The sequence below is a fragment of the Streptomyces flavovariabilis genome (assembly GCF_000725785.1).
Taxonomy (GTDB): domain Bacteria; phylum Actinomycetota; class Actinomycetes; order Streptomycetales; family Streptomycetaceae; genus Streptomyces; species Streptomyces hawaiiensis.
The window spans coordinates 165,872-181,013 of sequence record NZ_JNXD01000013.1 but is presented as its reverse complement, the minus strand read 5'-3'; the positions used below and the strand labels follow the sequence as shown (position 1 = coordinate 181,013).

Genomic DNA, 15,142 nt, shown 5'->3' with positions numbered 1-15,142 from the left:
CAGCAAGTTATGACGAAGCGGCCGCCGTGACCCAGCACACGTACGAAACGGTTTCGTTTTCATAAGAGGTGCGCTACCTTCGTCACGTACGAAACCGTGTCGTTCGCAGTCAGGAAGGTGTGAGAGATGACTGAGGCCGCCACCGCGCGTCGCAGTCGGATCACCCCCGAGCGTGAGGCCGAGCTCTACGCGGCCGTGCTCGACCTGCTCCGCGAAGTCGGCTACGACGCCCTCACCATGGACGCCGTCGCGGCGCGCACCCGGTCCAGCAAGGCCACCCTCTACCGCCAGTGGGGCGGCAAGGCCCAACTGGTCGTCAAGGCGCTCCGCCACACCAAGCCGGTGCAGGACTTCGACGAGATCGACACCGGCTCGCTGCGCGGCGACTTCCACGCCCTGATGGAGCGCGCGGACGACGCCGAGATGGAGCAGAACGGTGCGCTGATGCGCGGTCTGGCCACGGCGATGCACGCCAATCCCGACCTGCACAGCGAGTTCCGGAGCCAGATCATCGAGCCGGAGATCGCGGACTCGCGCCGCCTGCTCCAGCGCGCCGTCGACCGGGGCGAGGTCCGTGCGGACTGCCCCGCGCTGGAGTTCGTGGCGCACATGATGCTCGGCGCCTTCGTCACCTGCGCCGTTCTCGACGACAGACCGCCCACGGCGGCCTTCCTCACCTCGTACATCGACGCCGTGGTCCTCCCCGCCCTCGGCGTACCCACCGAGTAGTCCCCCTCACGTAGCCCCTACCTGACGTCTCCGCTCACGTCGTCGGGCTGATCACCCCTGCCCTGAACACCCCACGACTGACCGGGAGTACGCCCTCGTGGCCACTTTCCTCTACAAACTCGGCCGGCTCTCGTTCCGGCGGCGGCACTTCGTCGCCCTGATATGGGTGGCCCTGCTGACCCTCGCCGGAGTCGGCGCGGCCAGTGCCCCCACTGCGGGCAACAGCTCGTTCTCCATCCCCGGCACCGAGGCCCAGAAGGCCTTCGACCTGCTGGAGCAGCGCTTCCCCGGCACCAGTGCCGACGGGGCCACCGCACGCGTCGTCTTCAAGGCGCCGAGCGGCGAGAAGATGACCGACCCCGGCAACAAGGCGACGGTCCAGGACACGGTGAAGGAGCTGTCCGACGGCTCCGAGGTCGTCCGCGTCACCGACCCGTACCAGGCGAAGGCCGTCAGCAGGGACGGCACGATCGCGTACGCGCAGGTGTCGTACAAGGTCTCCGGCATGGAGCTGGACGACGCCGCGAAGGACGCCCTGCAGGACAGCGCGAAGGACGCGCGGAAGGCCGGGCTGACCGTCGAGATCGGCGGCGACGCGCTCCAGGCGGTCCCGCACACCGGCTCCAGCGAGATCATCGGCATCGCGGTCGCCGCGGTCGTCCTGGTCATCACCTTCGGCTCGCTGGTCGCGGCCGGCCTGCCGCTGCTGACGGCGCTCATCGGCGTGGGGATCGGCGTCTCCACGATCACGGGCCTGGCCAGTGCGCTGGATCTGGGCACGACCACCTCCACCCTGGCGATGATGATCGGCCTGGCCGTCGGCATCGACTACGCGCTGTTCATCGTCTCCCGCTACCGCGCCGAGCTGGCCGAAGGCCGCGAGCGCGAGGAGGCGGCGGGCCGGGCCGTCGGCACGGCGGGCTCCGCGGTGGTCTTCGCGGGTCTCACCGTGGTCATCGCCCTGGTGGGCCTGTCCGTCGTCAACATCCCGATGCTGACGAAGATGGGTATCGCGGCGGCGGGCACGGTGGCCATCGCGGTGCTGATCGCCCTGACGATGGTCCCGGCACTGCTCGGCTACGCGGGCCGGAAGGTGAGGCCGATCGGGGCGAAGGGCAAGCTCCTCGGCCGCTCGAAGAAGCAGGACAAGCCGGCCGAGCCGGCCAAGCCGAACCTGGGCACGCGCTGGGCGAGCTTCGTCATACGCCGGCCGGTCGCGGTGCTGCTGCTCGGCGTCATCGGCCTCGGCGCGGCGGCCGTCCCGGCGACCTCCCTCGAACTGGGCCTGCCCGACGACGGCTCCCAGCCCACGTCCACCACCCAGCGCCGCGCCTACGACCTGCTGTCCGAGGGCTTCGGGCCGGGCTTCAACGGCCCGCTGATGGTCGTCGTCGACGCGAAGGGCAGCGACGACCCGAAGGCCGTCTTCACCGAGACCGGTGACGAGATCAAGGGCCTGAAGGACGTCGTGACGGTGACGCCGGCGCAGCCCAACAAGGCCGGTGACACCGCCACCATCACCGTGATCCCCGGCTCCAAGCCGTCCTCCGTCACGACGGAGAACCTGGTGCACGGCATCCGGGACGCGGGCGCGGACATCAAGGCCGACACGGACGCGAACGTCCTGGTCACCGGCAGCACGGCGATGAACATCGACGTCAGCCAGAAGCTCAACGACGCGCTGGTGCCGTACCTGGTGCTGGTCGTCGGCCTGGCCTTCCTCCTGCTGATCGTGGTCTTCCGCTCGATCCTGGTCCCGCTGAAGGCGGCCCTCGGCTTCCTCCTGTCCGTGATGGCGGCCCTCGGCGCGGTCGTCGCCGTCTTCCAGTGGGGCTGGCTGTCGGGCCTGATGGGCGTGGAGCAGACCGGACCGGTCATGTCGATGATGCCGATCTTCATGGTCGGCGTGGTCTTCGGCCTCGCGATGGACTACGAGGTGTTCCTCGTGACCCGGATGCGGGAGGCCTACGTCCACGGCGAGAAGCCCGCGCAGGCCGTGGTCACCGGGTTCCGGCACGGCGCCCGGGTCGTCACCGCCGCCGCGGTCATCATGATGGCCGTCTTCGCCGGCTTCATCGGATCGTCCGAATCGATGGTCAAGATGATCGGCTTCGGCCTCGCGATCGCCGTCTTCTTCGACGCGTTCATCGTCCGCATGGCCATCGTCCCGGCCGTCCTGGCCCTCCTCGGCCGCAAGGCCTGGTGGCTCCCCAAGTGGCTCGACCGCGCGCTGCCCAACGTGGACGTCGAGGGCGAGGGCCTGCGCACCCGCACCGACCGCGACGACGAGGACCTGGAGCTGGCCCGCGCCTGACGGGCCCGTACGAGGACCGGCCGGTGAGGGCTCCGTGGGGACGGGGACCCTCACCGGCCTCTTTCGCGCACCGACCGGCTGCCTTCGGCCGGCTGGTCTGCTCGGCTCCTTACGCCGCCTGTGGGTGGAGGACGACCTTCGTGTAGCCCTCGACGCGCTTGTCGAACTTCTCGTATGCCGACGAAGCCTGGTCGAGCGGCAGCTCGTGCGAGACCACGAAACTGGGCTTCGCACGGTCCTCGATGATCATGTCCCGCAGGTGGCGGTTGTACCGCTTGACGTTGCACTGCCCGGTGCCCATGCGGAGCCCCTTCTCGAAGAGGCGCCCGATGGAGACCATCAGCATGCCCTTCTTGGCCTGCTCGTCCGGACCGCCCGGGTCGCTCGGGACGTAGAGGCCGGGGATGCCGAGCGCGCCCGTCGGGCGGACCGTTTCGACCAGGGAGTTCAGAACGATCGCCGGTTCCTCGCGGTCCTCGCCCTGCGCCTGGGCCTGGTAGCCCACCGCGTCGATGCCCTTGTCGGTCCCCTGGCCGCCGGTCTGCTCCTTGATCTGCTCCGCCGGGTTGCCCTGGCTGAAGTCGATCGGGACCGTGCCGATCTCCTGGGCCTTCTGGAGACGTTCCGCCACCCGGTCGACCACGAACACCTTGCTCGCACCGCGCAGCATCGCGGAGTAGGCGGCCATCAGCCCGACCGGACCGGCGCCGTACACGGCGACCGTGTCACCGGGGCGCACGTCGGCCAGTTCGTTGCCGTGGTAGCCCGTGGGGAAGATGTCCGCGAGCAGGACGAAGTCGGTCTCCTTCTCGGTGCCCTCCGGGAGCTTCAGGCAGTTGAAGTCGGCGTACGGGACCCGGACGTACTCCGCCTGGCCCCCGGTATAGGGCCCCATCGCCACATAGCCGTACGCGCCGCCGGCGAAGCCCGGGTTCACCGTCAGGCAGAAGCCCGTGAAGCCCGCCGAGCAGTTCTTGCAGAACCCGCAGGCGACATTGAACGGCATGACCACCCGGTCGCCCTTGCTGAGGGTGGTGACCCCCTCTCCTGTCTCCTCGACGACGCCGAGGTTCTCGTGGCCGAACACGATGCCCGGCTCCGCGGCCGTACGGCCCTCGTACATGTGCAGGTCGGAGCCGCAGATGGCCGTTGACGTCACCCGGACGAGCACATCGTTCGGGTGCTGAATCCGTGGATCCTCCACTTGCTCTATCGCTACCTCGAAGGGCCCCTTGTACACGACAGCCCTCATCGTCAAGCACCTCCGTCTGTGCCGTGGCTCATATACCAGGCTGGTGCATGATGAGACGATTTGCACGCAGAGAAGAAAGGAAGTAGGGCTTTGTCTCGTCGTATCGGCACACTTCTCGTGGCGGTCTCCGGACTGTCCGGCACCACCTACCCGGTCGGGACCCGCGTGGCCATCCAGGGCACCGGCGGATCCGTCGACGGCTTCGTCGACGGCGACTGGCTGCCGCTCGCCTGGTGGGAGTTCGCGGACGTCCGGCCGGAGGACACCACCGGCTGAAACGGCCTCGCGTGTCCCGTACACGTACCGCTAGCGTGCGGGGCATGACGACGACAGCCGCCACTGACGCCGAGGGCTCCGGAGCCCACCCCCGATTCGCCGAGGCCCTGCGGGAGCTCGGGCTCGGGGATCTCGTGGGCCGGGTACGCCGCTTTCCCGATGCCACCCGCACCGCCGAGGAGGCCGCCGCCGCGATCGGGTGCGAGCTGAGCCAGATCTGCAAGTCGCTGATCTTCGCCGCGGACAGCGTTCCCGTGCTCGTGCTCATGGACGGGGCCTCCCGCGTCGACCTCGAACTGGTCCGCAAGGAACTCGGCGCCGACAAGGTCACCCGGGCCAAGGTGGACGTCGTGCGGGAGACCACCGGGTACGCCATCGGCGGCGTGCCGCCCTTCGGGCACCGGACCAGGACCCGGGTGCTCGCCGACCGGTCCCTGCTGGAGCACGACGTCGTCTGGGCCGCGGCCGGGACGCCGCACACCGTGTTCCCCATGGCCCCCAGGGACCTCGTCGCCCACGCCGGGGGCACTGTGGTGGACGTGCGCGAGCGCACCGCGTGACCCCTCTGGTCACCGCAGCCGTCCTGCTCGCCGCCGTCACCCACGCCAGCTGGAACGCCATCGCCCACAAGATCACCGACAAGCTCGTCGGCTTCGCGCTGATCTCGGGCGGCGGGATGGTCATCGGGCTGGCCCTGGCACCGTTCGTGGCATTCCCGGCGGCCGGGGCGTGGCCGTATCTGCTCGCCTCCGCAGCCGTCCACATCGCCTACTACGCCCTGCTGATGAAGTCCTTCCGGCTGGGCGACTTCGGGCAGGCCTACCCCATCGCCCGGGGCACCGCGCCGCTGGTCGTGACCGTGCTCGCCGCCCTCTTCGCGCACGAGGTGCCCGACGGCTGGGCCGCCGCCGGGATCGCCGTGTCCTGCGCGGGGCTGGCCGGCGTCGCCCTGTGGGGCCTGCGCGGGCGGCGGCCCGACTGGGCGGCGATCGGAGCGGCCCTGGCGACCGGGCTGACCATAGCGGTGTACACCGTCGTCGACGGGCTGGGCGTGCGGGCCTCCGGCTCCTCCCTCGGCTACATCGCCTGGCTGATGGCGGTGCAGGGGGTCGTCATCCCCGCGTACGCAGCATGGCGCTGGCGCGGCGATACGGTCGCCCTGCTCCGGCCCTTCGCGGGGGTCGGGCTGCTAGGCGCCGCGCTGTCCGTCGCCGCCTACGCCCTCGTCCTGTGGGCCCAGACCCGGGCCGAACTCGCGCCCATCGCGGCGCTGCGCGAGTCGTCGATCATCGTGGGCGCGGCGATCGGGGCCGTGTTCTTCAAGGAGCGGTTCGGCGCGCCGAGGATCGCGGCGGCCGGGCTGCTGGTCGTCGGCATAGGGCTGATGCTGCACGCCGGATAGGGGCCCGTCAGGCGGGTGCGTCCGGCCCGCGCGAGGAGCACCCTGGAACTAAGCGTTCCGGAGGTGATCGTCATGATGCACACCACAGTGGGATGGCACGTCGAGATGGAGTTCACGGAGGACGACCAGCACACGCGAGCGGCCGCGATGGTCCGCCTGCCCGACGGCACCGAGGTACGGGCGCACGGGCACGCGAGCCGGCACCGGACCGACGCCAATCAGCCGAGGGTCGGGGAGGAGATCGCCGGGGCCCGGGCGCTCAACGAACTCGCCATGCGGTTGCTGACCAAGGCCCACGAGGAGATCGACCAGGCGTCGGGGCGGACCTCCCACCCCATCCACGTCTAGAGGTCCAGGACTCCCCGCACCGCCCGCACCAGCCCCTGCGCCCGCGGGTCCGCCGTCACCGTCTTGCGGAAGCCGTTGGTGACGTAGCCGAAGGCGATTCCCGTCTCCGGGTCGGCGAAGCCGAGGGCGCCGCCGCGTCCCGGGTGGCCGAAGGAACCCGGTGTGAGGAACGGCGAGGCGCTGCCGTGCAGCATGTAGCCGAGGCCGAAGCGGGTGCCGACCACCAGGACCCGGTCGGGGCCCGCCGACTCCTCGGCCCGGGCCAGGTCCAGCGTGTCCGGCGTGAAGAGCCGTGCGGCGCCGGCCGCGTCACCGATCAGGGTCGCGTAGAAACGGGCCAGTCCGTCCGCCGTCGCTATCGCGTTCGTCGCGGGGAGGGCGGTCGCGTGGTAGGCGGGGTCGTTCTGGTCCGGGAACGGGGAGATCGCGGCGAACGCCCGGCGGGTGAGGGAGGCCGGGTCCTCGTAGGCCTCGGTGACCGAGCGCTTGGGGCGGGCGCGCAGGCCCCCGGTCGGCTCGGCCCCTTCGACGCGGCCCACGCGTCCCACCCGGCCGGCCTCCGGCTCGGGCAGTCCGAGCCAGAGGTCCAGGCCCAGCGGGCCGGTGACCTGCGACGCGAGCCACTCCCCGGTGCGCTGCCCGGTCACGCGCCGTACGAGCTCGTCGAGCAGCCAGCCGTAGGTGAGCGCGTGGTAGCCGTGGTCGGTGCCGGGCTCCCAGACGGGTGCCTGCGCGGCGACCGCCTCCGGGCCCTTCAGCGGGTCGAGGGCGTCCTGAGGGGTGAGCGGCCGGTCGAGCACCGGCAGCCCGGCGCGGTGGTTCAGCACGTGCCGGACCAGCACCCGCTCCTTGCCCCGCGCCTTGAACTCGGGCCAGTAGTGCCCCACCGGCGCGTCCAGGTCGAGCTGCCCGCGCTGGTGCAGCAGCAGGGGTACGGCGGCGGCGACCCCCTTCGTCGCCGAGCGCACGACCTGGGCGGTGCCGCGCTCCCAGGGGGCCGTGCCGTCGACGTCCTTGGTGCCGCCCCACAGGTCGACGACCTTCCGTCCGTCCCGGTAGACGGCGACCGCCGCGCCCCGGTCCCCGAGCGTGGCGAAGTTCCGTACGAACGCGTCCCTCACCGGCTCGAAGCCCTCGGCCACTGTGCCGTGCACGTCCACGCCCGTACTCCTCGTCCTGCTGATGCGTCTCGCCGATGCGTCTTGCCGCTGTGCTCCCCCTAGCCAAGCAGGATGGTCACGTCGATGTTCCCGCGGGTCGCGTTCGAGTACGGGCAGATCTCGTGGGCGGCGTCCACCAGCCTGGTAGCGAGGTCGGGGTCGACGACCGGCAGGGAGACGCTGAGGGCGACCGCCAGACCGTAGCCGCGCTGCCGGTTGGGGCCGATGCCGACCTTCGCGGAGACCGTGGAGCCGGTCAGGTCGTAGCCCTCGCGGTTGCCGACGAGGATCAGGGCGTTGTGGAAGCAGGAGCTGTAGCCGGCCGCGAAGAGCTGTTCCGGGTTGGTGCCGTTGCCGTCGCCGCCGAGCTGCGGGGGCATCGCGACCTTGAGGTCGAGCTGACCGTCCTGGCTGGTGACGTAACCCTCGCGACCGCCGTGGGCGGTGGCCTCCGCCACGAACATGATCTTCGTCGGGCGGGTGTCGACGGCGGGGCCGTCAGTCATGCTGTCCTCCCCCGGAACCAGGTGCGCACAAACACATCGTGCACAAGGTACTGGCCGGTAACCTCCCTGTCATGGCCAGGGGGTGGCAACCGGGGGTAACCCTCAGCGGGCCCGGTCCGCGGCCGACTCCGCCCGCTCGGCCAGCCGCCACAACTCCGCACGCAGCCGCCCGGCCTCCGTTCCGTCGAGCCCGGTCGCCGCGAGCAGCGCGCCGGGCACCCGCCCCGCCCGCTCCCGGAGTTCCTCACCGCCCCCCGTCACGGTCACGAGCACCGACCGCTCGTCCCGCGCCGACCGCTCACGCCGCACGAGACCGGCCGCCTCCAGCCGCTTCAGCAGCGGCGAGACCGTGCCGTAGTCGAGGCGCAGGGCGGCGGCCAGCTCCTTCACCGTCGTCTCGCCGCGCTCCCAGAGCACCAGCAGCACCAGGTACTGGGGGTAGGTGAGGCCCAGCTCGTCGAGGAGCGGGCGGTACGCCGCCGTCACCGCGCGCTGGGCGGCGTACAGGGCGAAGCACAGCTGCTCGTCCAGCAGCAGCGATCCGTCGCTCTCCTCGTTCGTCACGCGGCCATTGTCACGGACGGGCCGGAGCCGCCGGGACGGAACGCGGATCGAAACCGAACGGCAGCTCCAGACGGTGGGCCCGCATCAGCTCCTCGTCGGAGAGCAGCTCGCCGGTCGGCCCGTCGGCCGCGATCACCCCGTCGCTGAGGATCAGGGAGCGCGTGCACAGCTCCAGGGCGTAGGGGAGGTCGTGCGTCACCATCAGCACGGTCACGTCCAGGGAGCGCAGGATGTCGGCCAGCTCGCGACGGGAGGCGGGGTCCAGGTTGGAGGAGGGCTCGTCGAGGACGAGGATCTCCGGCTCCATCGCCAGGACGGTCGCGACGGCCACCCGGCGGCGCTGCCCGAAGGAGAGGTGGTGCGGCGGGCGGTCCTTGAACTCCGCCATGCCGACCCGCTCCAGCGCCCGCTCCACGCGCTCCTCCAGCTCGGGCCCCTTCAGCCCGGCCGCCGCCGGCCCGAACGCCACGTCCTCCCGGACCGTCGGCATGAACAGCTGGTCGTCCGGGTCCTGGAAGACGATGCCGACCCGGCGCCGGACCTCGGCCATGTTCCGTTTGTCCACGGGCAGCCCGGCGACCCGCACCGTGCCGGCGCCGCAGGTCAGGATGCCGTTGAGGTGCAGCACGAGGGTCGTCTTGCCGGCACCGTTCGGCCCGAGCAGCGCGACCCGCTCGCCGCGCGCGATCGAGAAGTCGACGCCGAAGAGGGCCTGATGACCGTCGGGGTAGGCGAAAGCGAGGCCCGAGACCTCGAGAGAAGCAGTCACAGGACCCATCCCAGCAGACAGACGACGAGAGCCGCGCTCGGCAGGGCGAAGGCGTACGACCACTGCGCCCGGGACGCGGTCACCTCGTCGATGACGGGCATGGAGCCGGCGTAGCCGCGGCTGACCATGGCCAGGTGCACGCGCTCGCCGCGCTCGTAGGAGCGGATGAACAGCGCGCCCGCCGACTTGGCGAGGACGCCCCAGTGCTTCACGCCCTTCGCCTCGAAGCCGCGTGACTCCCGGGCGATCCGCATGCGCCGCATCTCGTCGGTGATGACGTCGCCGTAGCGGATCATGAAGGACGCGATCTGCACGAGGAGGGGCGGGAGCTTGAGGCGCTCCAGGCCGAGGAGCAGTTCGCGGAGCTCGGTCGTAGCAGCCAGCAGCACCGAGGCCGCGACGCCGAGGGTGCCCTTGGCGAGCACGTTCCAGGCGCCCCACAGGCCGTTCACGCTGAGGGACAGGCCGAGGACGTCGACCCGCTCGCCCTCCGCCACGAACGGCATGAGCACCGCGAACGCGACGAACGGCACCTCGATCAGCAGCCGCCGGAACAGGAAGGCGGCGGGCACGTGCGCGACGCACGCGACGGCCCCGAGCAGCACCGCGTACAGCCCGAACGCCCACATCGCCTCGCGTGGCGTCGACACCACGACCACCACGAAGGCGAACACCGCGGCGAGCTTGGTGTGCGGCGGCAGGCCGTGCACGGGAGAGTGCCCGTGCCGGTACAGCTTGTGCGCGTGCCCCGCTCCCATCAGACGCTCGTCGTGCTCGTCGTGCTCGTCGTGTCCGACGGCGAGGCGTCGTCCGTACGGCGGCGGCGCACGGCCCAGAACACGCCGGTGCCCGCGACGACCGTGACCCCCACGCCGATGACGCCCGCCAGCCCCCCGGACAGACGGGCGTCGTCGACGTCCTTGACGCCGTAGTCGGCGAGCGGCGAGTCGGACACCGCGTGTTCCTCGGCCTTCTCGTCGATGCCGTGGTCGGCGGCGACCTTCTCCAGGCCGTCGGGGTTCGCCGAGGCGTAGAAGCTGACGAACCCGGCCAGCACGAGGGAGGCGACCAGGCCGGCCGCCCACACCTTGCGGTGCGAGGTCCGCGCGGCGGCGGGTACGGGCGCCGGCTCGGCGTCGGGCGCGTCGACCAGTTCGCCGTTCACCCGCAGCTTGAGCTTCTGGGTGAGACCCCGCGCCCCGTACACCAGGTCCGGGCGTACGGCGATGACCGCGCCGACGGTCAGTGCGGTGATCACGGCCTCGCCGATGCCGATCAGGACGTGCACGCCGATCATGGCGGTGGCGACCTTGCCGATCGACACGTCGGTGGTGCCGCCGGCGGCGTACATCAGCGTGAAGGCCAGCGCGGCGGCCGGGACGGAGACCAGGGCGGCCGTGAAGGAGGCCACGGTGACCGAACGGCGGGTGCGGGGCAGTACCTTCACCAGGCCGCGGAAGAGGGCGTAGGCGACGACTGTCGTGACGATCGCCATGTTGGTGATGTTGACGCCGAGCGCGGTCAGACCGCCGTCCGCGAAGAGGATGCCCTGCATCAGCAGGACGACGGAGACACACAGGACCCCCGTGTAGGGGCCGACGAGTATCGCCGCCAGCGCACCGCCGAGCAGGTGGCCGCTGGTCCCCGCCGCGACGGGGAAGTTCAGCATCTGCACCGCGAAGATGAACGCCGCGACGAGCCCGGCCAGCGGCGCCGTGCGCTCGTCGAGCTCACGGCGGGCGCCGCGCAGGCTCACGGCGACGGCGCCCGCGGCGATCACGCCGGTGGCGGCGGAGGTGGGCGCGTTGATGAATCCGTCAGGTACATGCACGGTTCGATGATGTGGCTTGATGCGAACGCTTTGCAAGAGCGTGAGGATCGTTTTATCTCACCCGTGATATATCCGACCCCAGGGGCGCAAATAGGAAAATATGCGACATTGGAGAAGGAGTGGACGCAGGTTTCCACTCGGAGCACGCACGGTGAAGGAGCCGTCCGATGTCCGTAGTCGAGCAGTACGCGCGAGCCCACATCGTCTCGGACGCGGCCGTGCCGCTCGTCGACGAGCTGGAGGCGGTACCGGTCACCCTCCGGTACGACCCCGACCGCGACCCCCGGGTGGTGCGCATGGGGCTGCCGGGAGCCGGCGGACGGGAGTGGGTTTTCAGCCGCGAGCTGCTGGAGGAGGGGCTGCGGGCCCCCGCCGGGGGCGGCGAGGTGCGGGTGTGGCCGTGCGGCCGGGTGCAGGTCGTGGTGGAGTTCCACTCCCCGCAGGGGGTGTCCGTGGTGCAGTTCGAGCGGCAGGCGCTGCTGCGGTTCCTGCGGCGGACGTACATGGCCGCCGCGGAACCCGTCACGCACTGAACCCGGCTCAGCCACCCGCCTTGAGCAGTGCCGCCACGATCGGGCCGGCCGTCGAACCGCCGTGCCCGCCCTGCTGGACCACGCCCGCGGCGGCCAGGTCGCCCCGGTAGGCCGTGAACCAGCCGTTCGGCTTCTTCTGCCCGTCGACCTCCGCGGAGCCGGTCTTCGCACCGGCATCACCGCCGACCCCGGCCATCGCCTCCGCGGCCGTGCCGTACGCGGCCGTGTACGACATCAGCTCGCGCAACTGGGACAGGGTGCTCGCCGGCATCGTGCGCGAGGCCTTCGCCAGCTCGCGCCCGTCCACGTCCGGGGAGACCAGGTACGGCTGGCGGAAGGTGCCGGCCTTGACCGTCGCCGACACCGACGCCATGTTCAGCGGGTTCATGCGGACCCCGCCCTGCCCGATCAGCGAGGCGCCCATCTGGGCCGCCGACTGCACCGGCACCGCGCCGTCGAAGGACGGCACGCCGATCGCCCAGTTGTTCAGCCCCAGGCCGAAGACCTGCTGGGCCTCCTTGGTCAGGTCGTCGTCCTTCAGCTTCGGGGCCTGGCTGATGAAGGCCGTGTTGCAGGAGCGGGCGAAGCTCGCCTTGAAGGTGCCGTTCTTGATCTCGAACTTGTCGTCGTTCTGGAACTTCCAGTGGCCGTACGTGAAGTACTTCGGGCACGGGTGCTTCTTGTCCGCCGAGGCCAGGCCCTTCTCGATCAGCAGCGACGCGGTGATGACCTTCATCGTGGAACCGGGGGCCAGAGAACCCTGGAAGGCGGTGTTGAAGCCGGGGGAGGCGTTGGCCGCGGCCAGGATCTCGCCGGTCGACACCCGCACCACAGCCACCGACGACCTGGCCTTCTTCGCGACCTGCTGCTCGGCCGCCGCCTGCAGCGCCGGGTCCAGCGTGGTCTCCACCGTGCCGGGCGTGCCCTTGCTCAGCTCCAGCAGCGTCTTGTCGGACAGGTCCTTCGCCTCGGCGGCCTTCCCGCGCACGACCCGGAGCTCGATGCCGGCCTTGCCGCCGGCCTTCTTGCCGTACTTCTCGCGCAGGCCGTCCAGGATCGGGCCGACCGAGGCGTACTTCTTCGTGGTCAGTTCGCCGCCGTCCCGGTCGAGGGCCTTGACCGGGGGCGTGCCCGCCGCGCCGGTGACCAGCGTGTCGCCGTCCCTCAGGTCGGGGTGGACGACCGCCGCGTGCCAGTCCACCAGCGGCTTCCCGTCGGCGGCGCGGCGCACGACGGTCAGGGAGCTGTCGTACGCCAGCGGCTTGTCGGTCCCCTTGTAGGAGACCGTGCCCTTGACGGAGAACGGCACCTTGTCACCGGTCGGCTTGCCCGGGGTGAGGGTGACGTCCTTGATGTGGGCGTCCTTGGTGTAGCCGGTGAGCAGCGACCGGGCCGCGGAGGTGTCGTCGGTGGCCGCGGCGGCCCGGTCGACCTTCTGGGACTGCCAGGCGGTGAGGAAGGCGCGGGCGGTGGTGGTGACTTCGGCCGGGGACAGCGGGCCCGTCTTCACCTTGGCCTTCTGGTCCGAGGCCCGTGTCCCGTCGTCGGCTGCGGCGCCACCGCCGTACAGCGCGTAGGCACCGGCCCCGGCACCCACCACGACCACGGCGATCATCCCGCCGATCACGGCGGGTCTGGTCTTCCGTCGCTCGTCGACGCGCCTTCTGTTGCCCACTGCTGTCCGTTCCTCCGAGATTCCCCAGGGTCCCCGTCGCCCTCAGCCGTCCCATGTCCCAACGACGGCCACCACCTTAGAGTCCCGTGCCGCGGAGGTGAGATCAGCCACCTGTTCGTAGCACGGCTGCGACAATCGGCCCGGCCGCGTCGCCGCCGTGGCCGCCCTCCTCGGTCATGGCCGCCGCCGCGATGTCGTTCCGGAATCCGGTGAACCAGCTGTTGGACTTGGCGTTGCCGTCGACCTCGGCGGAACCGGTCTTGGCGCCGATGTCGCCGCCCAGCCCGGCCATGGCCTGCGCGGCCGTGCCCTGCGTGGCCGTGAGCCGCATCATCTGCTTGAGCTGGGCAGCGGTGCTCGCCCGCAGGCCCCGGGCCCGGGCCAGCTCCCGGCCGTCCAGCTCCGGCGAGACCAGGTAGGGCTGGCGGAAGGCGCCGGTGATGGCGGTCGCGGTCACCGAGGCCATGTTCAGCGGGCTCATCTGCACCTGGCCCTGCCCGATGGCGCCCGCCGCCCGGTCCGGCCCTTCGACGGCGGGGACGCTGCCGTCGAAGGAGGCGATGCCGGTCTTCCAGTTGTCCTGCCCCAGCCCGAAGCGTTCCTCGGCCTCCTGGGTCAGCGAGGCGTCCGTGAGCGGCTTCTCGTCGATGAGCTTGATGAAGGCGGTGTTGCAGGACCGCATGAAGCTGTTCGCCAGCGTGGCGTTCTCGTTGGCCTTCATGTTCGTGAGGTTCTTGAACGTCTGGCTCTGCCACACGGCGGTGTCGGGGCAGGGTGCCGGGCCGTTCATCGAGGTCACGCCGTTGTCGATGAGCATCGCGGCGGTGATGATCTTCATGGTGGAGCCGGGTGCCGCCTCGCCCTGGAAAGCGGCGTTGTAGCCGTCCGTGCGGTTGTTGGCCACGGCCAGCACCTCGCCGGTGCTGGGCTTGACGGCCACCACCGACGACTGGGCGAACCGCTTGACCGCCTTCTCGGCCGCCGCCTGCGCGCCCGGGCTGATCGTGGTGGTGAGCTTGCCCGGCTTGCCCTTGGCGAGGGTGAGCAGCGGAGTGTCGGGAGCACCGTTGCCGGTGTGCCGGATGACCAGCTCGACGCCGGGGGTGCCGCCGGCCTTCTCGCCGTACTTGTCGCGCAGGGCGTCCAGGATCGGTCCGAGGGAGGGGTACTTCTCCTTCGTCAGCTGGGAGCCGTCGCGGCCCACGGCCTCGATGGGCGGCGTGGCCGACTGCTCGGTGACGAGGGTGTCCTCCTTCTTCAGCTCGGGGTGCACGACGGACGGCTGCCAGTCCACCAGCGCCCGCCCGGTGGTCAGCCCGCGCACGACCTTCAGCTCGCTCTTGTAGCTCAGCGGCTTGGACTTCCCGCCGTAGGCCACCTTCGCCTTCACCGTGTACGGCACGGTGGTGCCCCGGGCCGCACCCGGCGTGATCTTCACGCCGGTGATGTGCGCGTCGTCGCCGAAGGCGGTGAGCAGCTGCTCGGCGGCGCCGTCGTTGTTCGTGTACGAGGCCGCCGAGGCGGTGGCGCCCTTCTCCCAGGCCGCGAAGAACTTGGACGAGGTCTCCTCGACCTCGTCCTTGCCGGGCGGCCCCGTCTTCTTCTCCACGGCCACCCCGCCCGTGCCGCCCCCGCCACCGTTCAGCGCGCTCACGATGTTGTAGGTGCCGTACCCGGCCCCACCCACCATCACCGCGAACACCCCGCCTATGACGGCGGCTTTGACCCCCTTGCCCATAGGGCGCCCCTCCCCGTTGAGCCTCACGCGCTCCTTTGAACGCGT

16 protein-coding genes are annotated in these 15,142 nt (G+C 71.0%); 7 read left to right on the top strand and 9 right to left on the bottom strand.

Annotated elements, in window-relative coordinates:
* The first annotated feature begins 126 nt into the window (after positions 1-126).
* Positions 127-729 carry a TetR/AcrR family transcriptional regulator gene (locus IO24_RS0124070; RefSeq protein ID WP_031138722.1) on the top strand — a complete coding sequence of 201 codons (603 nt, stop codon included), beginning with the start codon at positions 127-129 and terminating at the stop codon, positions 727-729.
* Positions 730-826: 97 nt separating this feature from the next.
* Positions 827-3,043 carry an MMPL family transporter gene (locus tag IO24_RS0124065; protein WP_031138721.1) on the top strand — a complete coding sequence of 739 codons (2,217 nt, stop codon included), beginning with the start codon at positions 827-829 and terminating at the stop codon, positions 3,041-3,043.
* A gap of 109 nt (positions 3,044-3,152) precedes the next feature.
* Here the strand turns inward: IO24_RS0124065 and IO24_RS0124060 are convergent, their stop codons facing one another.
* The gene (locus IO24_RS0124060) at positions 3,153-4,295 is read right to left on the bottom strand and encodes a glutathione-independent formaldehyde dehydrogenase (RefSeq protein ID WP_031138720.1); all 1,143 of its coding nucleotides are present in this window, start codon (positions 4,293-4,295) and stop codon (positions 3,153-3,155) included.
* Positions 4,296-4,385: 90 nt separating this feature from the next.
* Here IO24_RS0124060 and IO24_RS0124055 point away from each other — a divergent pair, with 90 nt between their 5' ends.
* The 4 genes from IO24_RS0124055 to IO24_RS0124040 all read left to right on the top strand — a co-directional run bounded on the left by IO24_RS0124055 (position 4,386) and on the right by IO24_RS0124040 (position 6,321).
* Positions 4,386-4,571: a hypothetical protein gene (locus tag IO24_RS0124055; RefSeq protein WP_031138719.1), complete on the top strand. Its 186-nt coding sequence runs from the start codon at positions 4,386-4,388 to the stop codon at positions 4,569-4,571.
* Positions 4,572-4,615: 44 nt separating this feature from the next.
* Positions 4,616-5,131 carry a YbaK/EbsC family protein gene (locus IO24_RS0124050; protein ID WP_031138718.1) on the top strand — a complete coding sequence of 172 codons (516 nt, stop codon included), beginning with the start codon at positions 4,616-4,618 and terminating at the stop codon, positions 5,129-5,131.
* Positions 5,128-5,973: a DMT family transporter gene (locus tag IO24_RS0124045; protein WP_031138716.1), complete on the top strand. Its 846-nt coding sequence runs from the start codon at positions 5,128-5,130 to the stop codon at positions 5,971-5,973. The genes IO24_RS0124050 and IO24_RS0124045 overlap by 4 nt, the downstream gene beginning before the upstream one ends.
* A 72-nt stretch (positions 5,974-6,045) precedes the next feature.
* Entirely contained in the window at positions 6,046-6,321 is a 276-nt protein-coding gene (locus tag IO24_RS0124040) for a DUF1876 domain-containing protein (RefSeq protein WP_031138714.1), read from the top strand.
* Here the strand turns inward: IO24_RS0124040 and IO24_RS0124035 are convergent.
* The 6 genes from IO24_RS0124035 to IO24_RS0124010 form a co-directional block, all read right to left on the bottom strand.
* Positions 6,318-7,481: a serine hydrolase domain-containing protein gene (locus tag IO24_RS0124035; RefSeq protein WP_031138712.1), complete on the bottom strand. Its 1,164-nt coding sequence runs from the start codon at positions 7,479-7,481 to the stop codon at positions 6,318-6,320. The genes IO24_RS0124040 and IO24_RS0124035 overlap by 4 nt on opposite strands.
* 59 nt (positions 7,482-7,540) lie before the next feature.
* A complete protein-coding gene (locus IO24_RS0124030; RefSeq protein WP_031138710.1) occupies positions 7,541-7,987 on the bottom strand; it encodes an organic hydroperoxide resistance protein in 447 nt (148 codons plus the stop codon).
* A 102-nt stretch (positions 7,988-8,089) separates the two neighbouring features.
* Positions 8,090-8,551, bottom strand: a complete 462-nt coding sequence (locus IO24_RS0124025; protein ID WP_031138708.1) for a MarR family winged helix-turn-helix transcriptional regulator — start codon at positions 8,549-8,551, stop codon at positions 8,090-8,092.
* 10 nt (positions 8,552-8,561) lie between these two features.
* Positions 8,562-9,329, bottom strand: coding sequence for an energy-coupling factor ABC transporter ATP-binding protein (locus tag IO24_RS0124020; RefSeq protein WP_031138706.1), 768 nt, complete (start codon positions 9,327-9,329; stop codon positions 8,562-8,564).
* Entirely contained in the window at positions 9,317-10,078 is a 762-nt protein-coding gene (gene cbiQ, locus IO24_RS0124015; protein ID WP_031138704.1) for a cobalt ECF transporter T component CbiQ, read from the bottom strand. Before cbiQ ends, IO24_RS0124020 begins: the two co-directional genes overlap by 13 nt.
* On the bottom strand, positions 10,078-11,151 hold the full coding sequence (locus IO24_RS0124010) for an energy-coupling factor ABC transporter permease (RefSeq protein ID WP_031138702.1): 1,074 nt from the start codon (positions 11,149-11,151) through the stop codon (positions 10,078-10,080). Before IO24_RS0124010 ends, cbiQ begins: the two co-directional genes overlap by 1 nt.
* Before the next feature lie 167 nt (positions 11,152-11,318).
* Here IO24_RS0124010 and IO24_RS0124005 point away from each other — a divergent pair, with 167 nt between their 5' ends.
* Positions 11,319-11,684 carry an SsgA family sporulation/cell division regulator gene (locus IO24_RS0124005; protein WP_031138699.1) on the top strand — a complete coding sequence of 122 codons (366 nt, stop codon included), beginning with the start codon at positions 11,319-11,321 and terminating at the stop codon, positions 11,682-11,684.
* 7 nt (positions 11,685-11,691) lie between these two features.
* Here IO24_RS0124005 and IO24_RS0124000 read toward each other — a convergent pair whose 3' ends face one another.
* Together IO24_RS0124000 and IO24_RS0123995 are read right to left on the bottom strand one after the other, a co-directional pair.
* Positions 11,692-13,359: a penicillin-binding transpeptidase domain-containing protein gene (locus tag IO24_RS0124000; RefSeq protein WP_031138697.1), complete on the bottom strand. Its 1,668-nt coding sequence runs from the start codon at positions 13,357-13,359 to the stop codon at positions 11,692-11,694.
* Positions 13,360-13,462: 103 nt separating this feature from the next.
* Positions 13,463-15,097, bottom strand: a complete 1,635-nt coding sequence (locus tag IO24_RS0123995; protein WP_031138695.1) for a penicillin-binding transpeptidase domain-containing protein — start codon at positions 15,095-15,097, stop codon at positions 13,463-13,465.
* Between the last annotated feature and the right edge of the window lie 45 nt (positions 15,098-15,142).